This window comes from Streptomyces alanosinicus (assembly GCF_014650595.1).
In the GTDB taxonomy this organism is placed as follows: Bacteria; Actinomycetota; Actinomycetes; order Streptomycetales; family Streptomycetaceae; genus Streptomyces; species Streptomyces alanosinicus.
In genome coordinates, this window is sequence record NZ_BMVG01000073.1 from 1 (window position 1) to 22496 (window position 22496).

Annotated in this window: 22 protein-coding genes and 1 pseudogene; 12 read left to right on the forward strand and 11 right to left on the reverse strand. The window is 69.3% G+C overall.

Features of this window, described 5'->3' with window-relative positions; all coding sequences use genetic code 11:
• Positions 1 to 168: 168 nt before the first annotated feature.
• The gene (locus IE277_RS45105) at positions 169 to 324 is read right to left on the reverse strand and encodes a hypothetical protein (protein WP_189959732.1); all 156 of its coding nucleotides are present in this window, start codon (positions 322 to 324) and stop codon (positions 169 to 171) included.
• A gap of 99 nt (positions 325 to 423) precedes the next feature.
• Positions 424 to 642: a hypothetical protein gene (locus IE277_RS50020; protein WP_189959733.1), complete on the reverse strand. Its 219-nt coding sequence runs from the start codon at positions 640 to 642 to the stop codon at positions 424 to 426.
• A 21-nt stretch (positions 643 to 663) separates the two neighbouring features.
• On the opposite strand from IE277_RS50020, the gene IE277_RS50025 reads away from it, so the two are divergent.
• Positions 664 to 1059 carry a hypothetical protein gene (locus IE277_RS50025; RefSeq protein WP_189959735.1) on the forward strand — a complete coding sequence of 132 codons (396 nt, stop codon included), beginning with the start codon at positions 664 to 666 and terminating at the stop codon, positions 1057 to 1059.
• Positions 1060 to 1118: 59 nt separating this feature from the next.
• Here IE277_RS50025 and IE277_RS45120 read toward each other — a convergent pair whose 3' ends face one another.
• From IE277_RS45120 to IE277_RS45130, 3 genes are all read right to left on the reverse strand, one after another.
• Positions 1119 to 1988, reverse strand: coding sequence for a helix-turn-helix domain-containing protein (locus IE277_RS45120; protein WP_189959737.1), 870 nt, complete (start codon positions 1986 to 1988; stop codon positions 1119 to 1121).
• 10 nt (positions 1989 to 1998) lie between these two features.
• Positions 1999 to 2262, reverse strand: coding sequence for a hypothetical protein (locus tag IE277_RS45125; protein ID WP_189959739.1), 264 nt, complete (start codon positions 2260 to 2262; stop codon positions 1999 to 2001).
• A 594-nt stretch (positions 2263 to 2856) separates the two neighbouring features.
• Positions 2857 to 3249, reverse strand: a complete 393-nt coding sequence (locus IE277_RS45130) for a hypothetical protein (protein WP_229882537.1) — start codon at positions 3247 to 3249, stop codon at positions 2857 to 2859.
• Positions 3250 to 3386: 137 nt separating this feature from the next.
• Between IE277_RS45130 and IE277_RS45135 the strand changes: the two genes are divergently transcribed.
• The 4 genes from IE277_RS45135 to IE277_RS45145 are packed head-to-tail and all read left to right on the forward strand — an operon-like array spanning position 3387 to position 7560.
• Positions 3387 to 4145: a site-specific integrase gene (locus IE277_RS45135; protein WP_229882538.1), complete on the forward strand. Its 759-nt coding sequence runs from the start codon at positions 3387 to 3389 to the stop codon at positions 4143 to 4145.
• A gap of 12 nt (positions 4146 to 4157) precedes the next feature.
• Positions 4158 to 4544, forward strand: coding sequence for a tyrosine-type recombinase/integrase (locus IE277_RS48590; protein WP_229882539.1), 387 nt, complete (start codon positions 4158 to 4160; stop codon positions 4542 to 4544).
• Positions 4541 to 7039: a site-specific integrase gene (locus IE277_RS48595; RefSeq protein WP_229882540.1), complete on the forward strand. Its 2499-nt coding sequence runs from the start codon at positions 4541 to 4543 to the stop codon at positions 7037 to 7039. The genes IE277_RS48590 and IE277_RS48595 overlap by 4 nt, the downstream gene beginning before the upstream one ends.
• Complete coding sequence (locus IE277_RS45145; RefSeq protein ID WP_189959740.1) at positions 7036 to 7560, forward strand: DUF6262 family protein; 525 nt, start codon at positions 7036 to 7038, stop codon at positions 7558 to 7560. Before IE277_RS48595 ends, IE277_RS45145 begins: the two co-directional genes overlap by 4 nt.
• Before the next feature lie 448 nt (positions 7561 to 8008).
• On the opposite strand, the gene IE277_RS45150 is transcribed toward IE277_RS45145, so the two are convergent.
• Entirely contained in the window at positions 8009 to 9298 is a 1290-nt protein-coding gene (locus IE277_RS45150) for a hypothetical protein (protein ID WP_189959742.1), read from the reverse strand.
• Positions 9299 to 9680: 382 nt separating this feature from the next.
• Between IE277_RS45150 and IE277_RS49115 the strand changes: the two genes are divergently transcribed.
• Entirely contained in the window at positions 9681 to 9803 is a 123-nt protein-coding gene (locus IE277_RS49115) for a hypothetical protein (RefSeq protein ID WP_268252743.1), read from the forward strand.
• 378 nt (positions 9804 to 10181) lie between these two features.
• Positions 10182 to 10855, forward strand: a pseudogene (locus tag IE277_RS45160) (IS110 family transposase); the annotation flags it as partial.
• Between the two features lie 67 nt (positions 10856 to 10922).
• On the opposite strand, the gene IE277_RS45165 reads toward IE277_RS45160, so the two are convergent.
• A complete protein-coding gene (locus tag IE277_RS45165; protein ID WP_189959744.1) occupies positions 10923 to 11852 on the reverse strand; it encodes an aminoglycoside phosphotransferase family protein in 930 nt (309 codons plus the stop codon).
• Between the two features lie 939 nt (positions 11853 to 12791).
• Here IE277_RS45165 and IE277_RS45170 point away from each other — a divergent pair.
• Both IE277_RS45170 and IE277_RS45175 read left to right on the forward strand, forming a co-directional pair.
• A complete protein-coding gene (locus IE277_RS45170) occupies positions 12792 to 13682 on the forward strand; it encodes a phosphotransferase (protein ID WP_189959746.1) in 891 nt (296 codons plus the stop codon).
• Entirely contained in the window at positions 13679 to 15622 is a 1944-nt protein-coding gene (locus tag IE277_RS45175; protein ID WP_189959748.1) for an ATP-binding cassette domain-containing protein, read from the forward strand. The genes IE277_RS45170 and IE277_RS45175 overlap by 4 nt, the downstream gene beginning before the upstream one ends.
• Before the next feature lie 699 nt (positions 15623 to 16321).
• On the opposite strand, the gene IE277_RS45180 is transcribed toward IE277_RS45175, so the two are convergent.
• Positions 16322 to 16858, reverse strand: coding sequence for a hypothetical protein (locus IE277_RS45180; RefSeq protein WP_189959750.1), 537 nt, complete (start codon positions 16856 to 16858; stop codon positions 16322 to 16324).
• Between the two features lie 571 nt (positions 16859 to 17429).
• Positions 17430 to 17558 (reverse strand): hypothetical protein, encoded by a 129-nt coding sequence (locus IE277_RS49120; protein WP_268252744.1) that lies wholly within the window; start codon positions 17556 to 17558, stop codon positions 17430 to 17432.
• 423 nt (positions 17559 to 17981) lie between these two features.
• Here IE277_RS49120 and IE277_RS45185 point away from each other — a divergent pair, with 423 nt between their 5' ends.
• Complete coding sequence (locus tag IE277_RS45185; RefSeq protein ID WP_229882541.1) at positions 17982 to 18551, forward strand: hypothetical protein; 570 nt, start codon at positions 17982 to 17984, stop codon at positions 18549 to 18551.
• A gap of 197 nt (positions 18552 to 18748) precedes the next feature.
• Positions 18749 to 18988 (forward strand): hypothetical protein, encoded by a 240-nt coding sequence (locus tag IE277_RS45190; protein ID WP_229882542.1) that lies wholly within the window; start codon positions 18749 to 18751, stop codon positions 18986 to 18988.
• Between the two features lie 18 nt (positions 18989 to 19006).
• Here IE277_RS45190 and IE277_RS45195 read toward each other — a convergent pair whose 3' ends face one another.
• Both IE277_RS45195 and IE277_RS45200 read right to left on the reverse strand, forming a co-directional pair.
• A complete protein-coding gene (locus IE277_RS45195; RefSeq protein WP_189959752.1) occupies positions 19007 to 19225 on the reverse strand; it encodes a hypothetical protein in 219 nt (72 codons plus the stop codon).
• A gap of 252 nt (positions 19226 to 19477) precedes the next feature.
• Positions 19478 to 21073: an ISL3 family transposase gene (locus IE277_RS45200; protein ID WP_189959753.1), complete on the reverse strand. Its 1596-nt coding sequence runs from the start codon at positions 21071 to 21073 to the stop codon at positions 19478 to 19480.
• 1007 nt (positions 21074 to 22080) lie between these two features.
• Between IE277_RS45200 and IE277_RS45205 the strand changes: the two genes are divergently transcribed.
• Positions 22081 to 22218 (forward strand): hypothetical protein, encoded by a 138-nt coding sequence (locus tag IE277_RS45205; RefSeq protein ID WP_229882543.1) that lies wholly within the window; start codon positions 22081 to 22083, stop codon positions 22216 to 22218.
• Positions 22219 to 22496: the final 278 nt, after the last annotated feature.

Here is a 22496-nt window from a genome sequence, read left to right on the forward strand (position 1 = left end):
AGGGACAACCGCGCAGACCCCGCTGACGCCCAACCAGCGCCACCACCACACCCATTCACAGCGGGCCTTCGGCCGGCTGGTGGCCTCCGCTGCGCTCCAGCCACTGGTGACGCTGCGCGTCACCGGGCGTGCCGCGCTTCGCGCGGCCCGATTGCGGGCCTGACGGCCCTAGCCGGCAGGAAGGCGCTGCGCCTCATCCAGCACCAGCACGCGGAGCTGCCGGAGCGCGTTCACCAGCACCAGGTCGGCCTCCCCCGCCCCGCGCGGCAGACGCCTGCCCAGCTCGAGGGCGTCCTGCGCCAACTCGCCGCCCGTGAACGCCAATCATCCGCCCCGGGTGACCTGGGCACGGTCCTCGCCGCGCGGGTCACACTGCTGGAGCGCCCCGCGTTCGCCTCGTTCTTCGACGCAGGCACCCGGAAGTCATTCTCTCTGGACGCCGTTACCCACCATCCGCTGCGGGTCCGCATCGACCTGCCCGCTCATGGGCACGAGGATGCCTGCCAGATCCTGAGCCGACTGAACCTCGCTCAGTTCACCGCTGTCGCCACGCGGACCAGCCAGCGCGGCCACCTCGCCGTTCTCCTGCTCGATGACGCGACGGGAACGGTCACCGCGGATTCCGTCCGCCGCATCCAGCACCTGCGCGCCTGCGACGCGGGCGTGGTGCTCGCCCTGCGCACCGTCGCAGACGTCCCCGAGGGCCTGCACGGGCCCCTGTACGGGGCCGTCGGATGCCAGGTCGCGATGTCGGGGATCACCACCTGGGACGGGAGCCGGTTCGCTCGCGCGTGGGGCACGCACTGGGTGGAGATGCGGGACGTGGCCCACCACACCGTGTGGGCGGAAAAGCCCACCACGCGCGCCCTGCACGCCCTGCGGAAGCTGGTCACGAGCAAAGCGGTGACCACCGAGGCCGTGACCATACGGCAGGTCGAGCGCGAGCGCTGGTCGTCGTCCGAGCTGGCGAACGAGGTGCCACCGGGGCACGCGGTGGCCGCACTGTCGTCGGTCAGGGGCGAGCGCGCTGTCCCACTCTTGGTGGACCTACACGCCTGACCCCCTGCTGCGGTCCATGCACCCTTGGATGGGCCACCGCCCAACCAAGGGTGCGCCCCTCAGAGGATGTGGACCCTGCCCTCCCGCACGGGCTCGTCCATGGCAATGGCCAACTGACCTGGGCCGGGCCCCGGGGAAAGATGCCTAACTGATCGTTTCGCCCTCCGTGCCCTCAGGGCCACCTCAGCCTCAGCGCGCGACAGTCTCACCCGGCTGTCCTCGTGATAGTGCCCACGCTTCAACCCGACGTCCGCCCTCCCGAGGGCGAAGTCGTAGAAGGAGTTCCCCCCTTCGCCCTTCGACGTCGTCCACCAGATCTCCGACGGACCGGCGCCCAGGGCGGCGAACTCGTCGCGCTTCTCGTAGCGCCAGGCACGTGTCCAGGCGGCCTGCCAGTCCGGCCAGTCCGCCTCCGGCACCTCGCAGGCCCGCAGATAGGCCTGGAACTGCCGGAAGCCGTGCGGCATCGCCCGCTTGGCCACGATGCGGTGGGCGGTACTGCGTGGCAGGAGCCCGTATCCGCCAGCCCGCTGTTCCATAGCGCGCAGCGGCGGGGATCCGGCCTTCGCGTACATCTCCCGCAGGGCCGCGCTCAGGTCCACGAAGTCCCGGATGAGCCACGGGCTGGGCGCGGCCAGACCGCGCCGCCCGCCTCGGGCAAGGCGGCCTGCCTCGTAGCGGGCCCGCTTCCACAGGAGCCGCGCCTTCTCGGGCGATGCGTCGCACGCGCGGACGTAGTTGAGCACGGTGTGCAGCTTGGGCACGGTCTCGCCGGACGCGGCCCGCTGCAGCGTCGTGGCATGGCAGCCGGCCCGCACGGACAGGGCTCGGTAGCCCAGTCCGGTGCGTGCGCGTATCTCGCGCAGCCACTCCTGCAGCTCGCGCAGCGCCTTGTTGCTGGTGGTCAGCGGCTTCTCGGGACGGCACATGACCGTCACCTCACGCAGCCGGGCCCAGCAGGGCGTGCAGTGCGGCACGCACCCCCCGGACCGGGGTTCCCGTGAGCAGGCCGACCACCAGAACAGCGGTCAGCCCGGCGCCAAGGAGAACCTGCAGCACGACGGTCACGGGCATACCCGCGACCGCAGCCAAGACCGCAGCCACGGCGACGATCACGATGATGACAACCGCCTCGGCGCCGCTCAGGCGCCGGCGGGACGGTGTTCCGTGCTCCACACAGGAGACGGACGGGGACTTCGGCACAGGGCCTCCCTGCCGTTCAGGGTCCGGCGACCATCGGCCGCCGGACACCAACTGCTGACTCCAACCGGGCGCACCACAGGGGCGGTTGCAGCCGCCCTCGGCAGTGGTGCGTGGACCAAATGGTGACAGCACGTGGAGCCCCAACATCTCCGCCAGGGGACTTTCCGAGGGGATTGATGCGTCCCCGTCCCCCGTCCGCCTGGACGCACTCCCATGCGAAAGGTGCGACACAGAGTCAGCTTGGCGCCTCATGCGCGTCGGTGACCTGGAGGTCCGACGCCCGGAGCAAGCTCAGGTCGGGTGTCCGACAGGCGTGGTAGTGAGCGAATTGATGCACGCACGCGCCGATCAAGCTTGCGCGAGAAACCGAGCACTGCGACGATCCGCGCACCTGGGCTTGCGCCGTACGGCCGGGCCCTGCCCTGATTGCTGCTGACTCCAACCAAAAGCCGAACAGGGACATCCCGGGCTCGCGTTGCAGCGCCAGCCCGCCGAGAGCCGGTACCGCCACGCGGTACCGGCTCCTTGTGTTGCGGGAGGCACACGCCAGACTCGGGACCTTGCGCTGCCCGGCTAGTCAGGGCCGGCCAAGGGTCACAGCAGCGGTCCCAGGGCCACGGCCGCGTCGCATTCCTTGCACGGCACCGCCCCCGCCGTGGTGCGCAGCACCTCCAGCACGGCCAGGACGTCCAGCTCCTCATTCCCGGCCGGGGCGTCGGGCTTCCCGCTTCGCGGCGGGAGCCGCTGCACCTTCCACCCCCACCGCCCGGAGTCGTCGCCCTGATCCTCCCTGGGCAGGTGATGAGTCGGGACGTCGTCGTACGACACACCCTCCGGTCGCGAGACCTGTGCCGGTGTCAGCCACACCCGGTACACGCGCGGCTGCACCGTCTCCGTCGGCCCGTCCGTCACCCACATGGGGATGCCCACCCAGTACATCCAGCCGCCGGTCTGCCACTGCCGGCGCTCGTACAGGAGCCCGCGCACGGTCTGTTTTCTAGGGCGAGCGAAGCTGTGGTGTGACGTGGCGCGGATGGACCTCGTTGATCTTCTGAGGCTCGTTCTCGGGGGGTGTGGCTCTGTGGCGGGTTGTTGTATGGACCGTCACGACGAAGGAGTTGCAAGTGCGGGCGTTTCCCGTGGATCTGCCGTCCGGTGCGCGGTACTGGACGGTGATCGATGACGATCTGTGTGTGGTGCCCGTCGCCGACCAATGGCTTCGGTTCCTGCGGTTCGGGCGTAGCCGGACGGAGCTGACCACGCGGTCGTACGCCAGCGGCGCCGCCTTCTACTTCCGCTGGTGCCGGGCGACGGGGCGGCGGTGGGAAGAGGCAGCGCGGGACCTGGGCCTGTTCATGGTGTGGCTGCGCTATTCGCCGGCCCGGCTGGGCGCCGAGACCTCGACGGTCGTGTGGGGTCCGGGCACCCGGCCCGTGCGGGGCGAGCGGCGGGTGAACGGCGTGCTGGCCGCGGTGCGTGGCCTGCTGTCGTACGCCGTGTCGGTGGGCGCTGCGCCGCGGTCGGTGCTGGGGCAGGTGTATGAGCTGGCTGACAGCCGGGATCTTCCGGAGGAGGCGAAGGGGGAGGAGACGGGCCTGTACTACCGGCTGCGGGCCCGGCACCGGCTGCAGGAGCCGAAGGCGGACGTCGACCGGGCCCGGGACGACGAACTCGTGGCGATGTTCCTGGCGTGCCGCAGCGCCCGCGACCGGCTGATCGTGCTGCTGCACGGCCGGGTGGGGCTGCGGCGGGGCCAGGTGGCCGGGCTGCGCCGCAGTGACTGCCACCTGCTGCCCGACTCCCGTGCCTTGGGCTGCGACGAGGAGGGCGCGCACGTGCATGTGCGGCGCCGGGCGAACTCGAATCGGGCGTGGTCGAAGTAGAAGACGGCGTGGGTGCAGCCGCTGGACTTCCTCGTGGTGCAGGCGTTCGACCAGTACGCCGACGAGCGGCTGGGTGCGGGGGGCAGCGACTTTCTGCTGGTGAACCTGTCGCGCGAGCCGCTGGGCGCGCCGATGCCGCCGGCGGCGATGGGCGAGCTGTTCGAGCGGCTTTCGGCGCGGGCGAAGCTGGGGCGCAAGGTCGGCCCGCACATGGCCCGGCGTGCGTTCGGCAGCAACGTTGCGGATGACGGAGGCAGTTGGGACGAAGTGCAGATGCTACTGGGACAGGAGCATCCCGGATCGGTCACACCGTACGTGATCCCCGACCGCAGCCGCGTGCGCGAGGCCGTCGAACGTGTTCCCTCGCCGCGGGAGCTGTCCGGGCGAGGTCAGCGATGACGGCGCCGCTGCCAGTCGCTGCCAAGCCGGGCCTCGGCGAGGATGATCCGCGGACCCGGCAGATCGTGGAGGCCCTGGACCCGGACTTTCTGCGGATCGTGCGGTGGGACTGGGACCTGCGGGTGATCTTCTACCCCAAGGACCACCCCGTGCTGGGCATGCCGGACTGCTGCGTGAACGGCTGCAGCAGGGGCGTGAGGTTCGACCGGAAGATGTGCATGGGCTGCGAGCAGGCATGGAAACGGTCAGGGCAGTCTCTGGAGGACTTCGCCAAGATGGCCAAGCCTCGCATGCTGGGCATGCGACAGGAGATGTGCAGGGTGCCGCGCTGCGGCAGGCCAGCCAAGTCGGCGCGGAGCGCGCTGTGCGACCCCCACCAGCGCCAGCGGGTGGACACCCTGAAGCTGCCGCTGGAGGACTTCCTGCGCCACCCCGCGGTCACCCCGCGCGCATCCACCGGGCAGTGCGAGGTGGAGGTCTGCTACCGGCTTCGCGACTACGAGACCTCCCGTTACTGCAACGCGCACTCGCTGCGGCTGAAGTACGCCCGCAGGCGCGGCGAGGTGACGGACGAGGAGGTGTGGCGGCGCACTGCGCCGGCCGTCCACGCCGACCGGGAACTGTGTCTGCGGGGCTTGCCGGACCGGGTCGTCGCAGAAGTCCTCTATGGACTTCAGGCCCGCACCGAGGCCGGCGCCAAGACGAGGGACCACTTCCTGCGGCCGCTGTGTGACCGACTCAGGCAGATGCAGGCGCCGACCCTGGAGGTCATGAACGACCCGGAGGTCTTCGCGACGCTCGCGCACGTGAAGTCGACGCGCGGCGTCGTCCGGACGATGCTGATGTGGCTGGGCCGGCTCGGAGCGACGGCGGAGTCGGAGCGCCGCAAGGACGTGTGGGACCTGAAGATCTTCACCGGGCAGAACGGCACGCTGGACTTCACCCGGATCTCACAGCCGGCCCTGCGGGAAGCGGTGAAGCACTGGGCCTACGACGACCTGCCACGTCGGCGGGGCAAGCGACCGGGTGGCGCGGTCCAGCCGTACGTGACGGCCATGAACCTGCTGTCGGAGAGCCTGCGCCTGCAGCGCGAGGACGACGGCATGCTTCCCGCCGAACTGCGCCGTGGGGACATCGTCGCCTTCTGCAACCGGCTGGCGTTCCTGACCGAGACGGGTCGGATCTCCGCTCGCACCCGCAGCCACGCTGTCCGCAACACCGCGCTCGTGCTGACCCGCATCCGCACCCTGGGGTTGACGCATCCGGGAGGGCCGATGGCGGGCCTGCCCACCGACTTCCGTCTTCAGCGGGAGGACACCCCTGACGAACCCGAGGACACCGAGGCCGGCAAGGACCTTCCCGACGCGGTCATGCGTCAGCTGTGCGAGCACCTCAACGAGCTGGAGCGACTGAGCAGCCGGGAGGTCCGTGTGGGGACCGAACTGCTGATGGACACCGGTCGGCGCCCCGAGGAGATCCGCGAACTGCCCTACGACTGCCTCGGGCAGGACCCTGACGGCTCCCTCGTCCTGGTCTACGACAACTACAAGTCCTACCGGATGGGACGGCGGCTGCCGATCGGCAAGGCCACCGCTGCCGTCATCACCATTCAGCAGCAGCGCGTGCGTGACCTCTTCCCCGACACCCCGCTCGGCGAGCTGAAGCTGCTGCCGAGCATGCGAGCCAACCCGCACGGCACCAAGGCGATCCACTCCATCGGCGAAGGACACCGCGCGTGGGTCGACGCACTGCCCGATTTCCTGGTCCCCACCACCGTGGAGGAGAACGGGCAGCCGATCACGTGGATGCTGCCGTTCGACAAGGCCAGGATCTTCCCCTACGCCTACCGGCACAGCTACGCCCAGCGGCATGCCGACGCCGGCGTCGCCCCGGACGTCCTGAAGGAGCTGATGGACCACTCCGATCTCAAAACCGCACAAAATTACTACCGGGTCAGTCAGGAAAGGCGGCGGGAGGCCGTGGACCGGGTGATCGCCTTGCAGTTCGACCGCAACGGCACCCGCATCTGGCGCAAGGCCCAGTCACTGCTGGACTCCGAGCACGTCCGGCGGGCCATCGGCGAGGTCAGCGTCCCCTACGGAGTCTGCCAGGAGCCCTCGAACGTGGCGGCTGGCGGCCAGAGCTGCCCCATCCGGTTCCGGTGCGTGGGCTGCGACCACTTCCGCACGGACGTCTCCTATCTGCCCGACCTGCAGGCATACCTGGCCGACCTGTTGCGCAGCCGGGAGAGGCTGATGTCGGCATTCGCCGCGGACGACTGGGCGCGCAGCGAGGCGATGCCCTCGCAGGAGGAGATCCGCCGGGTGCGCCGACTGGTCGACCGTGTCAAGGCCGATCTCGGCGACCTCACACCGGAGGAGCAGGCGCAGATCAGCGAGGCCGTCGCCGTCGTCCGCCGTAGCCGGACGAAGATGCTCGGAATGCCGCGCATCGGCCCGCCCGTGTCCGACGTCCACAACGTGGGATTCGCATGAGCACCGCCATGGCCGACGGCCGCCGCGCCGACAGCGAACGTCGCCGCCAGCGAGTAAAGGCCGCCCTCCAGAGGGCTGTTGCCGACGGAACAACGATCAGCGTGAGCGGCATCGCCCGGCAAGCCGACGTCGACCGCACCTTCCTATACCGCCACCGCGACCTGCTCGCGCTGATCCACGCGGCCGAACGCGAGCCGCACGGATCGCCGTCCTCGGCCGGCCCGCCCGTCAGTCTGGTGTCGCTTCAAGCCGACCTCGCCAACTCCCACGCCCGCAACACCCGGCTCATCACACAGATCCGGAGCCTGGAGCGACGCCTGTCGAAGCTCATGGGCGAGCAGACGTGGCGCGAATCGGGTCTGGGCCCGCCCGCCGACCATGAAGAACTCCAGCGCCAGGTCGTGCACCTGGAGCAGATGAACACCGAGCTGACCGCACGGCTGGAGGAAAGAGACGCGGAGCTGGAGGCGGCCCGCGCGGCCAACCGCGAGTTGACTCGGGCCCTGAACCAACGCGCCTGACCGGCGGAACGAGTTCCGCACGTTCTGTGGTCGGGCCGCTGGCAACTCTCCTGGCCTGAAGCACTGCCAGCGGCCCCCTGACGCCCGGGCGAGCCCGGACGACGTGGCGTCGCCCGCCACGTTGACCCCGAGGACCTGGCCCACATCTCGCCGTACCTGACCGAGCACATCCGCCGCTTCGGCGAGTACAGCACCCATGAACTCGGCATCCAGCCGGAGGCGTACGACCCCAGGCTCGACGTCGACTTCACCCAGCTCCGCGAACAACCACTGGCCGCCTCCGGCTTTGGCACGGCAGCCTGAGCGCCGAAGGGACCCACACCATGCCCGCTGAACAGTGCGGACGCTGGATCAGCGCCGCCGGCACCGGCGTCCTCGTCAAGGGCGCCACGTACTGACACCGCCGCCCGCGGCGTAGGCTGAGCTCGCGGGGGCAGAGGGTAGGCGTTCAGAACTGGCCGAGGACGTGGTGCCAGGTGCTGACAGCCTGGGCAAGTTGGGACGATGTACCGGCAGCGGTGGTGATCGCGGCCATAGCCGCCCTGGCACGGCTCAAGCTACGGGGTTCGTCCGGCGTGGCCGTCGCGTCCGCGATGTCGGCGACATTGTCGAGGAGCTGGGCACGCAAGTCTTCGGCCATCCGCGAGTCCTGCTGGATAGCCTCGACCAGGGCGCTGATCGCGTCCGCGGCACTGGTCTGCCCACGGTCGGCGATGGCCTGGATGGTCGTGCCGATGTTGGTGACTGTGTCAGCCACCGAGACATTGCTGTTGTTGACCTTGCTGTTGATCGCGCCAACATTGCCGTGAACGACGACAGGGGCAGGCTGCTTCCCCTGTCCGGACGCCTCCGCGTATGTAGGCATGAGCTCCAGTACCTCCGCAAGGTAGTTAACCGCGATCGCCAGATAGGCCGAGTGGATCCGCGTGCGGATTCCGGTGGCGACTACCAGGTAGTCCGAAAACATGTATGGATCGCGGTTGGCGCCAGGCGAGCCTGACAGACTCTCCACACCACCGAGCCCCGAAACTGCCGCCGTGAAACCGTGGAAGATCGCCCCCATGCGGAACGCGCCGATTGGAGCGGCGAAGTGCGCGGCCCAATAGGATTTTCCTGGCATCCATGAGTCGGACCAACCAGCCTCCCGGGCCGCCTCGTAGTCCTTGACAGCCTCGTTTATGCGCTCGGTGAGCTGCTCGGAGACCTCGCCCGCAATCCTGCCTTCGCGAAGCCATGCGGATTGAGGTGGATGCTGCGTCGGGGGCAGGTCCGGGCGGGGAAGTGTCATCAGGCTGTCCGCCAGTGCGATCAGTCCGCTGTGAAGCTCGTTGAGGACCGGCCTCAAGGCGCGGTCCGACGCCTGACTGAGCGATCCTGACCGGACGTTCATCTCCTGCAGTGCCTGCTGCGACGCCTGGAATGCTTTGAAGGTGTTACGGGGATTGGCGGGTCCACCGGGCTTCCGTACGACAAGATCGCTGGCGGGATAGAAGTTCACGAGGATGTGCGACATCCGGGTGTCCCAGCACGAGCTGACGGGACTGATGAGGTCGTTGATGAGACGCGCCGCCTCCGTTGTGGCGCCCCGCGGCCATCTTCGTTCCAGGAACGGGCGTATGGCCTCTGCCTGCGCGCGTGCCCGCCCTGCGATGCCCGGTCCGATCTGCGGAACGGTCTCACTGATCAGCTGGCGCGCGGTCTCGGGATCGGGTATCCCCGCGAGGATCACTGACGGCATGTGGTCATCATGGCCTCACGACGCTTGGCGTGACAACGGTCCCGAGTGTCGGTAAACGATGGCGACAGGCGCGGCGGGCGTCCAATGAACCCGGACTTTCCGGGGCCTGACGACCCGGTTGACATCCACTGCCCGGGGCACGGCGTCCCCCCTCGTGTGACGGAAGTGAACCCGAGTCTCGCACCCCAGCCATTCGCTCGATTCGGTGATAGCACCACACCTGTTGCATCCGATACGGTCAGCGGAACCGGCGCTGAGCTGCATCACCCCGTCACACTTTGCCTCGTGCCGCACCCCTTCACCCAGAGAAGGTCTGCCCGTCCGGCAGGGTCACCTGGGCTTCATCGGCCTCGACGACAGCGGCCCGGACGCGGACCCGGCGGTGATCACCGGCTACAAGGCGGCCCGCAACCGGCCCCTGACCAGGGGCCAGAAGCTGTCTAACAAGGCGCTGGCCGCGGTCCGGGCCCCGGTCGAGCACGGCTTCGCGCACCTGAAGAACTAATCCCTTCCCAAGAGCACCTGGCAGGAGCCTCGCAGTTCCTCGGATGTTCGAGTCGGGTGCTGGATGTATGCCTTCTGAAGAACGGGCCTTGATGCCTCCCGCCAGACCGGTGACATCCAGCACCCGCGAGCGTCAACACCCATCACCACGGCCACTCGTTGGTGTTGGTGGTGCGAGCCCACTCCGCGGTGACCTCTTGATACGCCCGAGCCTTCGAGCTCCTGCGCAGACCGAGGCCCGTGGGGTGCGCTGGTGCCACGAACGGCTCGTGAGGTGGCGGCACATCCGCGCAGCGGTTGATGCCTGGGATTAGTGCGACGCGTGGCCCGCATGCGCTCGTGACCAGCTCAAACATCAGCACGTCGGGAAGGAACTGCCTTGATCTACTGCGGAATCGACTGGGCCGAACGTACCCACGATGTCGCCCTGGTCGACGACACCGGCAGGTTAGTGGCCAAGCGGCATATAACCGACGACGCCGTCGGCTACAAGCTGTTGCTGGAGCTTCTCGCCGAGTACGGCGACACCGAGGAGAACCCGATACCGGTCGCGATCGAGACCTCCCGCGGCCTGCTGGTCGCCGTGCTGCGGACCGGCAAGCGGAAGGTGTACGCGATCAACCCGCTGGCCGCCGCCCGCTACCGAGACCGGCACAGCGTCTCGCGCAAGAAGTCCGACCCCGGCGATGCCCTCGTCCTGGCGAACATCCTGCGCACCGACATGCACGCCCACCGGCCGCTGCCCGACGATTCCGACCTCGGCCGGGCGATCGCCGTCCTCGCACGCGCTCAGCAGGACGCCCTGTGGAACCGGCAGCAGCTCGCCAACCAGCTCCGCTCCCTGCTGCGCGAGTACTACCCGGTCGCCCTGGACGCCTTCACCACCTGGACCAACGGCCTGTGCCGGCCCGAGGCACGTGAACTCCTCAAAACCGCCCCGACCCCGACGCAGGCGGCACGCATCACCTGCACCCAGCTCCAGGCCGCCCTCAAACGCGCCGCAAGCGTGGTATCGACACCGAAGTTGATCGCCTCCGTGATGTCTTCCGCGCCGGGCGCGCACCACGGCATCGAACCCGTCCCGGACCCGCCCCGCCGGTGAGCTGCGGTGTTGGTGAGGTCACAGGCCGGTGAGGATGCGCGCCAACTCGTCAACGAGCGCAATGAGCCGAGTACGTTCGGCTCCGTGACGGCCCCGGCGGAACCCGCGCCGGCGGCCGCCGTAGGCGGCCTGGACCGCACTGAGCTGCGCCCACCGCCGTGCACGTGCCTGATCGAGCTCGGCGGCGCTGGTGAAGGCGTCGAGGGTGCGGCGGATCCCTCTGCCCAGGTCTCCCTGCTCGGCGAGGACGACCGACCGGGATTTGGTCAGCGTGCCGCAGTCGTACGCCTGGTCGCCCACCCAGCCCTTCGGGTCGACGGCTAGCCAGGGCTCTCGGGTGCCCGCCAGGATGTTCCGCGCGTTCAGGTCGCCGTGGATGAGGGTGTCCGGCTGGTGGTGGGCGAGCTCGCGCACCGTCGCCGTCGCGGCCTGCACCGTCCGGGACGGCAGGGCGTCCGGGAAGTCCCGGGCATCCCGGCGCAGTTGCTCTTCCCACCCGGCGGCCCGGTCTTGAAGCCGGGGTAGTCCGGCGGGCGCGGGGACGGCGAGGCGACGGCTGACGTTCCCCGCGATCGCCGCCACTTCGTCGCCCTGCGCGGCCTGGGCCAGCGTCGTGGGGTGCGTCCGCTCCAGGAGCATGGCGTACCGGTCGTCGTCCCGCTCTTGCAGCAGGACCGCTCCGCGCCCTCCCCAGGCCGAGAGCGCGTCCGGCTCGAACCGGTTCTCGGGGTGAGGAAAGGACACCTTCAGGACGGCAGGTTCGGTCGTCTTGCGCAGCACCGGGACGACGATCCCGACGCCCCCGTACAGCAGGTCGCCGTCCGGCGCGCAGTCCCAGCGCTCGGCCATCTCCCGAATCGTGGCCGGGAGGGCGGAGAGCCATGCCGAGCCGGCCGGGCCTTCGCGGTCCACGGTGACCCGCACGAACGCCTCCGGAAGAACGATCACCGGCGCACCGCCCGACCGGGGTACGCGGCGCCGTGCCGGTGCGCGGCTCCTACCGGGCGGTCGGTCACCGCCGTGCCGGCCGCTGCTGCTCCGGGAAGCACCGGAGGTGCGGGGCGGGAATGGTCATGGCTCTCCTGGTGGACCTCGTGCGCGGCGCAGCTTCACAGGGGGTGCAGCGGGGGACGGCGCGTTCGAACGTAGCGGCCGTTCTGCGGGCGCGGGCACGGATCGCGAGAACATCACCCGGGCGTGCGCCGACCGAGTCGAAGGTGCCGATACTAGCCGCCGTCGGAGCCGCCCAGGGGCGTGACGCTCCGGGCGCTCACCCGGCCGCGAACCAGATCGAGCCACTCTCGCGGGCGCCGGATTCCGGGCCGGCCCGGAGAGTTCAAGAATCCTTTCTCTCAGCGTCCGCGCAGGTCAGAGCGCTCCCTTGCACGGGTGGCGGCTGGCGGCAAGGTAGGCCGGGGATGACCGGATCACGGTGCTGGTGACCGCGGATTGTCAGTGGCGTGGGCGAGGGTCCGACCGCAGAGCACAGCCACACCACACCGGAGGAGACGGGTGTTGTCGACGTGTCATGCAATCCGCCGCTCGGGCGACCGTCCCGCCGCCTTCCCCGTGCGTGTGAATCGAACGAAGCGAGAGAAGCCGCCCACGCAGACGGCGCTCGCCGTCCGCGTCCCGGCGTCGAACCTTCATTCGACTCATCGCCCGTGGCTGCCCGTAGCGGCCCTGTGATCAGGTCTGTTGTCCGGGTGCTCTACCCCGTTTCCGCAACCGAGGAGAAGCCGTGAATCCCGTCCGTTTGGTCACCCTTCACCCTGTTCTCGAGAACCCTCCTGCTGCGGCCGCCGAGGCCCTCGCGCACCGGCGGCCCGTCGACGTCCGACGCGTCCTGTTCGCCGCAGCATCACGACCGTCATCGGGGTGGGGGGCATGACCAACCCGACCACTCCGCCCCCTGCCCTGCTCGCGTGGGCCAGCCGGGAACTCGCTGCCCGTCCCGCCGTCAAGGACGTCAGCCATCCGCGCGAGAACTCCCGCGTCTGGCGGCTCGACCTGCCCGGGGCACTCCGCTTCTATCTGAAGATCTCCCCCAAGGCCGTGATGTACGAGCGCGAGACGCTCGCGCTCCGAAGTGCTGCACCGGCCCTCGGCGCCGGCGGCGCGCCGCAGCTGCGCGCCTCGAGCGCAGAGGATCTGGCCCTGCTGCTGACCGCCGTCCCAGGACGGCCGCTCAAGCAGCTGGAGCTCTCGCCCGTGGAGGAAGCCCGCGCGCACCGGCACGGCGGCGCCCTGCTGGCTCGCCTCCACACGGCTGGTGATCTGTCCGGTCCTCGACGGGCCGAGGCGGAGCAGGCGCTGCAGGCCGCGGCCGACGGTGCCGAGGGGCACCTGGCGGCGGTCGGGGACCGGCTGACCGCGCCGGAGCAGAAGCTCGTGCGCCAGCTGGCCGAGGAGTTGCGGGCCTTGCCGCCGCTGCCGCTCGCGTACATCCACGGCGACGCGTGGGACCGCAACCTCATGTGGTCGACCGCTCGGCAGCAGGCTGGCTGGATCGATTTCGAGCGCTCCCGGGCCGCGACCGCCGTGCAGGACTTCGTGCTGATGGCCTGCTCCAGCTGGACCGATCGGCCCGACCTGCGGGCCGCGTGCCTTCAGGGCTACGGCCGCAACTTCACAGTCGAGGAGCAGCACGCCTTGAAGTGCCTCGCGGCGATCGATGCGGTGAGCTGCCTGGTCTGGGGACCGAAGCTCGACGACCCCCACGTCACCGCACGCGGACGGCGCACCCTGGACCGGCTGATGGCGGGGGTGTTCGCATGAGCGCACCGCACCACCGGACCGACTCCCCGGACGTCGACGCAGCACGCAAGGGTGGCGAGGCGGCGTCCCTCCCGGCCGCGCGGACGGGCGCTCCGCAGCCCTCTGCACCCCCGGAGCTCGACTACAACGGGCGCAAGCACCGGCGGGCGATGGACGACGCCACCTTGTGGGACATGGCCCGCCGCATCCCTGCCGCCCTGATCCAGACGGCCCGCCTGGCCTGGAGCGTCGACCGGCGCATGGCCCTGACGATCGTCGTCTGCCAGCTGCTGTCCGGCATCGGCACGGCTGTGATGCTCACCGCCGTCGCCAAGGCTCTGCCGCAGCTGATGGTCGACGACCCCCGCCAGGGCCTGGCCCATGCGTGGCCGGCGCTGACCGTCGCCGTCGTGGCGATGGCCACCGGCGCGGCCATGTGGATCCTCGCGGACTGGGCGACCCGGCGCCTGAACCCGAAGATCGCCTCCGCCGCGGACCTGCAGCTCGTCGATCTCCACATGCGGGCCGAACTCGCCGCCTACGACGCGGAAGGGTTCGGAGACCGGAGCCAGGCGGCGGAGATCGGCGCACTGCGCGCCGTCGACCTCGCCGACGACGCCAAGACCCTCACCAACGGACTCGTCCAGCTCGCCTCCGCTGCCGTGGTACTCACCACCTTGCACCCCCTGCTCCTCGGTGTGCTGCTGCTGTCCGTCGTCCCCCGCGGGCTCGGCGGCGTGATCGCCGCCCGGGTCGACTACCGCGTCCACGACCAGACCATCTCCGCCCGCAATGTCCGCGGCATGATGCGCTGGTGGCTGACGACGGCCGAGCTCGCCGACGAGCTCCGGGCCAACACCATGCGCGGCTACCTGCACTTTTGGTACCGGTCCATGTGTGACCGGGTCGAGATGCGGGAGGTCGCCGGGGCGCGCCCGTATCTGCGGATCACGCTGCTGGCTGCCTCGCTCGGCGGTCTGTTCACCCTCGGCATGTGGGCCTCGCTCGCCGGCCTGGTCCTCGCCGGGGCCATGACGACCGCGATCGCGGGCACCGCGGTCGTCGCCTCGCAGACCGCCGGCCGCGCCCTGAACTCGATCATCCGGTACTCGACGGTCATGTTCCACCACGGGCTCTACCTCTCCGACTACTACGAGTTCATCGACGAGGTCCGCGCCATGACCACGGCCCGCGGCACCGCGCAGGCCAAGCCCCCGCAGCAGATCCGCCTGGAAGGCGCCTCCTACACCTACCCGAGCAAGGAGGCAGCCGCCGTACAGCCGATCAACCTCACCCTGAACCGCGGCGAAGTCGTCGCCCTCGTCGGGGAGAACGGCGCCGGCAAGTCCACGCTGATCCGCATGCTCACCGGACTGACCGTCGCGAGCGACGGCAAGGTCCTGTGGGACGACACCGACCTGGCCGACGCCGACGCGGAGTCGGTGTGGCGGCACGTGGGCCTGGTGCCGCAGAAGAACGGGCACTGGCCTCTCGCAGCCAGGGAGAACATCAACCTCGGCCAGCCCCGCGAGCACGGCGACGAGCGGATCTGGGACGCGACCGAACGCGTCGGCATGACCAAGGCCCTGCGTGATCTCCCCGAGGAACTGGAGACGCTGCTCGCCCGGTCAGTGTGGGGCGGCCACGAGCTGTCCGGAGGGCAGTGGCAGAGGCTGGCCTGCGCGAGAGCGATGTACAGGGAGCCGGCCGTGCTCGTCCTGGACGAGCCGACCAGCGAGATGGACGCCCGAGGAGAGCACCAGATTTTTAGGGAGCTGCGGGCCATGGCCTCGGACCGGATCACCGTGGTGGTCACCCATCGCCTCGACAACGTGAGGATGGCCGACCGAGTGATCGTCCTCGACCAGGGAACCGTCCGGGAGCAGGGCTCCTTCGACGAACTCGTCGCGACCGAGGGGAGTTTGCTCGGCGAGCTGTACGCGCTCGCCCAGGACCGCTGAGCCGCGGCCCCCAGCAGAGGTCCACGCGGGGCCGTGCAGCCGGCGCGGCCCCGCCACTCCCTCGATGCCAAGGAGCGCCATGCACCACCCCGAGCCCGAAGCAGTCAACGCCCGCGCGAAGCGCCGTGGCGGATGCCGACCGCGCTCGCCTTGCACCTGGCCGACCTCGTGTTTCTCCGGTGGGCTGTCACTCACCAAGTCCCGGTTGCTGCCGTGCAGTTCGGTTATAGGGCAAGGACACCACTGCGCTCGGCCAGCCCTCGAAGGTCCGTCGATGTCGGTCCGGAGCGCAGCAGGCTGAAGATCAGCAACTTCGTCGCCGGGCGAGCGTGGGCCTCCTCGGGTGCACACCTGCGCGAAGTCACCCGGCAGGCCGCCGCGAAGCGGCAGCACACCTCTCCCCGAGGCGGCAGGTACTTGGCTGTCGGCGTGGAGCAGCAGGCTGTCAACGAGCGGGGTGGGGTGGGCGCCGAGGCGGCGTTCGCCACCGCTGCCGGGCAGGTGACGCAGCGGCCGTGGGTGGCACCCGGATCGGGTGCCACCCACGGCCGTCAGTACGTATGTCTCACGCCGTGCGTCCCGGCCTGCGGCCGCAGGCCGGGACGATCCGTAGCAGCCGACGGCCCACGTTGTCGATATCGAGCACACGTACTCGCTCCGCCACCCGGACAGGGTGACCATCACGTGCCGCCGGCACCCTCACTCCCTCACGCCATGCCCAGCAGCGGATGCCGCCCCCGCGACCGTCCAGATCGCCATGCCCCACAGGCAGAGCGCGGAGATGACACCCACCACGAAGCGAACGGTCTCGTCCGGGCCGTTCGTGAGCCACACGACCATGCCCGATGCTCCGGCCACGACCAACAGAGCCGCCGGCACCCGCAGCCGGGGCTGCTCGAACACCGCTGCGAGCGGGAGGAAGTGAAGCCCAACGACAATCGCAACCAGAGGGGGAATGAGCACCGGCATCCCGGCGCGAGCGCACACCACACCTATTGCGACGATCAACAGCCACTGGAGACCGTTGACCTGATTGAACCGCCGACGTCGATCGGCGGGAAATGGACCCCCTGCCGACGAGGGGAGAAAACGGCGCGCGGCGAGCATCAGCCCCAACGCGACGGCACAGCCGACCACGACCTCGACCAGCCGCGCCGTGCCGTCGAATGCACTTGTGGCCAGCAGCCACCAGCCGAGCCCGAACAACGCGAAGAACCCCACCCCTGACTTGAACATGATCAACACCCTAGGCGGAAGTGCAGCCCGCCGACCGGAGGATGCTCGAGTTGGCGCGCGCCTCGCCAACCGGCAACCTCATCTCCCGACAATCCCCGGGCTCAGCCGACGCTGCGGTCAGACCGCGACAGGGCAAACGCTGGCTGATGCGGAGAGCGTCCCGTACACGGTCACGGCGCATGCGTTCTCGGGACAGTTCCGGGTGTCTCACCTCCCGAGAACGCACGTGCCCTGGGTGTGGAAGGCCCAGTAGAGGAAGAGGAGGAGTAAGGGGCGGTCAGGCATCGGCCGGCGCCGGTTTCCTCGGCCAGCTGGTACCCGAGCGCGATCGCGCCCTGCGGGTCGTCGCCGAGATCGACGCCGCCCAGGCCGCGTCTGGTGGAGAGGAGTGACATGGCCCGGCTCAACCAGGATGACAAAGCTCGCAACGAGGCCGCGATCCGGGCTGCTATGGAACGGATCCTGAGCGGGAACCTGCCGCCCGGGGGAAAGAGTGACCGGCAGGGCAGCAGCACCTGTCCTGCCGTGGTCGGACCCATGGGGCGGCCGGTGCCGTGATCAGGCCCATGGCTCAGGGCGTGTCCCCGGAGTAGTAGAAGCGGCAGCTCACACCCGGGCCCGGTGTGCGCGGCTCGCCGGGACGCGGGTCGTACAGGGCACGGCCGCCGGGCCACCGCGACAGCTCGGTGGCCAAGGCCACGCCGCCGTCGACTTCCTCGGCGCGCCATCCGTCGGGGCACGCAGCCGGAGTGTCCCCATCGGTCGGTCACCTTCGTGATGACCTCACCCTTGGCGTAATCCTTGAAGCAGGCCAGGCAGGTGCCCGGGTACGCGGCGCGCACCGAGCCGCGCGGCGTCGGTGTCCACCCATACCGCAGGGCAGTTCCCTCCGCCCGAGTTCGGGTCTGTGCCGAAGAAAAGTAACGCCATGATCTCCTCCGGAGACAGCGAGTTGCGGGTAGTTGCGCCCCGACCGTCCCGCAGGCCGGAGTCGGCTTCAAGGGCCTCCCGCCGGAAAAGGAGCGGCGCCGGTCGGTGGTGACCGTGACGGCGTCTGGTCCGTCCGGGTGAGCGAGCGCCGCGACTGCGAGTTCTCGGTGGGCAGCGCCTCTAGCGTGCGGCCATGGAAGACACCCAGATGCCCGAGCCGCTGCGGCGGTCGATCCACCAGCTGGTCTCCGAGGCGGTCCAGAACTGTCAGGAGGTCCTGCGGTACACCGAGCCCGACCAGGCGCACACCTGGAAGCGGATGACGCTGTACCGGGCCACGGACGCGGCGGACACAATGAACATGGCGGCCATGCTGATCGCCGCCTACTGCCAGCGCACGGGCATGTCCCGGGACACGCTGGAGTCGTATCTGCAGCTGGTTCAGCAGCAGGACCGAGCCAAGGGGCCGGGAGAGGGAGAGTGGGCGCACCTGGCAGGTCTGCTGGGCGAGGACGCTCCCGTCGCGAGCGAGGCGGGGACCTGGGCCAGCATGCAGTTCCGCAGCGGGCAGCGGCACGCAGAGGAAGCACGGCAGCCGGACGACGACCCGCAGAAGCTGTTCACCGAGGCGTGCGTGCACGGGCTGCGCGCCCGGCTGTGCGAGGACGTCGACTCACTGGACGGTTACCTGCCGCCGCACGTCGCGAGGCTAGCCCGCAAGGTCGCCGAAGTGCTGGAGGAACCGCAGACGGCGACCGCGTGACGGCCGGGGGCGCGGCGTCGTTGGACGGTGCGCCCCCGAGCCGGGCCCCGTGGATGCATGGCTGATCCCCCGGGGCCCGTGGTGTGTCCGGACCGAGATCAGATCTCCCCCGCCGCCGCGGCGGCAGGGCCAGGTGTACCCGATCGTCCGGTGGCCCCGACAGTAGGACTACCGCGAGGGCCGTTTAGGATCCGGCCGTGGCAGAGGTCCCCGATGAGTTGATCCCGCTGGAACGATCCGCCGAGGAAGAACGCGCGAAGCTCGCCGGCCTGGTCGGCGAGGCGTACAACGTGCAGTGGACGCGCTGGCTTAAGGCGTCCGAAGCCGCGCAGGCCGCAGTCACCGCGCACGCCGAGGCGTCCGGGGAGAACCGCTACGAGCTGGAACAGGCCGTGAAACGGGAAGTCCGACACGCCGCAGAGGACCCCGCCGAATAGGCCAGCGCGGGCGGTGGGTCAGCGCGTCGAAAGTCGATACTCGTCAGTCGGCGGCGCCATCTGTCGTAGGGCGGCCGTCATGGGCTCGACGGCCTTCACGATGGTTGCCGTGCCGTCGAGGAGCTGCTGCTCGAACTCTGTCAGCGGCCGCTGCAGGACGGCGGGCCCCGCCTCGAAGCAGCGCCGCTCGATCTGCTTCAGCGCGCGCTCGCGCTTCGGATACGGGCGGTGGGCCATAGCGTCGCCTCCTTGATCCTCATCAGGATGGCAGATGCTCACTGCTCGTCGGGCCAGGTCGTCAACACGGTGCCGGTCGCCTCGTCGGGGAGGGTGACCCGGCGGCTCCGGCATGCCGCTGGCCGCGCGGGTCCAGTTGTCGAACTTGCCCCCCGCGGTCTTCTCGTTGTGCCCCCAGCCGGTCGGTGACGGCGGCCAGTACGAATGGTTCTGATCCACTCCTTGTGGGGCTGTGGCTGAGGGTGACGGTGCTCAGTCTGCGAGGAGGATTTGGCGTCGGAGAAGGTCGAATCCGGCCCGGCCGTATCCGTCCCTTTTGATCCGCTTCACCCTGTTGACGTTGCCCTCGACCTTGCCCGAGCTCCACTCCAGGGTGAGTCCGGCGGTGACGGCGTCGAAGTCCTGCCGCAGGCCACGGGCCAGACTCCGTAGCGGCTTCAACCCGGTGTTCTCGGCACGGTTGAGCCAGTCGTCGAGTTCGCTGCCGCGGCGCTCGGTCATCATCCAGGCGAAGTCGCGCACGCAGTCGGCGACAGCATCCAACTCTGGGCAGCGGGCCAGGAGTTGCTTGCGCTTGAGCGAATTGCTCTCGTCGATCTTGTCAGGGTGCGCGGTGATCAGCCAGGTGGCTTTCCGGACGGTGAGTTCCTTGGGCTTCTCGGGTGCGGGCTTGCCGCTGGCGCGGATCTGTTCCAGGTGACGGCGGACAGTCCGTTTGCTGCCGAGGTAGCCGAGATCGGTGATCTCCGAATGAAGCCGTGCCGCGTCCGTGCAGCCCTCGTTCCACCGCCGGTACAGATAGGACGCATAGGCGTGGATCTGGCCGTAGCGGCGGGAGCCGGTGCCAAGGGATGCCTCCTCGGGGGTGGCGGCGTGCGCGTAGCGGCGCACGGTCTTGCGGTCGAGCCCGAGGGTATTGGCGATCACCTCGATCTGCACGCCCTTGTCGTACAGGGCATGCACCGCGGCATGGCGCTCGCGTCGCTTGATCGCGCGCGGCCCTTCTACGGGCTCTTCTGGTACTTCGTCGGCGGCCGGATCGGCCTTCACGGCGGCGGGATTGTCGGTGCTCGTGTCCTCGGCGGGCTCGGTGAGGCACGTGCGGTGCTGGGCGACGCACTTCTCGACGGCTTCGCACAGGTTCTTCCAGAGGTGGTACCTGTCCGCGACCTGCGTGGCGTCGGGGCAGACGGTGCGGACGGCTTCGGCGTAGGAGCTGGCTCGGTCTCTGCACACGATCTCGACCCCGGGATGGGCGCGCAGCCAGGCGGTGAGCGTCTCCGAGGTGCGGTCGGGCAGCACGTCCACACGCTCGCCGGTCTCCATGTCCACGATGATCGTGCCGTACACGTGGCCCTTCTTGAACGCGAAATCATCCACACCCATCACTCGTGGGGCGGCTGAGGGCTGTTTGTCCGGGAGCTTGCGCACCATCCTGATCAGCGAGTTCGCGCTGACGGGGACCGACAGGTGCACGGCCAGCCGGGCCGCCGGACGTCCCGCGAGCGCCAGTGCTATCCGCTCCAGCGTCCGACGGAGTGCGGGAGTGCGGCGCGCGAACCGCTCGGTGAGCCCGGCTATCTGCTCGACGAACGTACGGCGTGCGCACGGCGCCGCCTGGCACAGGAACCGCCGCACCGCCAGGTCGATCACGACCTTCCGCCCAGCCACCGCCAGGTCGGCCAGCCGTCGCCGATACCCGCCGTGGACACGGCCAGACAGCGTGCCGCACCCGGGGCAGGCAGCCTCCCGGGTCACCGTACGCGCCGTGAGCGCCACCCCGCCGTCGTCTACCAGGACCTGTTCCACCACCACCGACGCCAGATGCGGGAAGGTCACCGAGAGCACGCTGCAATCACACGAACAGGCATTCTTCCAGCAGCTCGTGACGCTACGTCATTGCCTCACAAGAAGTGGATCAGAACCATTACAACTGGCCACTGACATGAGTGAAAGTCGTACCCTGGGCGCCACCAGTCTCCTTCCCAGCCCCAGGTTCCGTGGATCATGGTCGAGACATCTGCTGACGTTGGCGGTGCTGCCGATCCTTGGGATGGAATCGGAGGACCGCCCGCTTCCTGTGGAAGCACTGCCATGGCCAGTGAGCGCGTTACAGGATCGGGTGATCGCAGCACGAGTTCAAGGCGCCAGCGGGCCAGCCAGTGGATAACGATGGGCGCGGTCAGCGAGTCCGTCCTCGACACCGATTGATCGAAAACTTGGGTCCACAGTTGAGCGTCCCATGGAAGGTAGGATCCCGGTTCGTCGGGATCAGCATCCTCCATGCCCAGCCCCGGAGGCCTGTCCAGCATAGGAAACCACGGGGCCAGTTCAGGAGGCCACCATCGGTGGATCAAGTGGTGCCACGCCTCCCAAATTGCTTCCCTGGGGACTCCTTCTAGCGCGGTGGTTTGACGCCAGAGAGTGGCTGCTGCAGCCGCTGACTCCCTTTCAAGACCACTCCCGAGGACTGCCACGAGATAGGCGGTTGCCGATCGCGTCTGAGGTTCTTCGCTGAGTCCTTGCCATAGGCTTACGCGGTTTCTTCCCTCCTCTTCGTAGCCTTGCTGTGCAAGGTTTGGGAACTGCTCCAGCGGGTGGGTTTGCGGCCAGACGTGCTCTCCGGAAGCCAGAGATTGCGAGAAGCCCATATCTTCCAGCTCGGGGGCTACCTCCCGCACTCCCGCACCGTCACCGCTGAACATCATGGAAATCGCAGAAACTCGGCAGACGTTCACGCCCTCATTTTCGGGACGAGGAAGCGCTGACTCAGGCGAGCGAGAGACCTCGAAGGGGGCACTGTCGTCGTATTCAGGTGTCGGAAGTTCTCCGCGGGGTGGGGGACGAAGGAGGCGTTGGTCTTCCAGCCCGTGATGCCCGACCTCGTCGCCGAAGTCGACGCCGACACAGCGCTCGACTTGGGCCGGCACCGGCATCCGGTGCGCTACCTGCGGCTGCGGGACGACATGGACCCCGGCGACGTCCGAGAGTGACCGAAGCCCGCCCGGCCGCCCCGCGCCGCACTCCGCAGCCGGAATGAGAGCCGGGTCACAGCCGCAGCGTCCAATCGTTGACGACGGCGTACACCTTCCGTGGTCGTGATCAGATCCTCACCCGCGACCAAGAAGGGGTACCACCGTGCCGGTCCTGCCACCGCACTGCGAGAAGATCGTCTTCCCCCGTCTCGATCCACATGCGGGACGAGCGCGCCTAGGGCGTTTCTGATGGCTCTTGGACGATGTCTCGGAGCCAGATGACGATCGCTGCGACG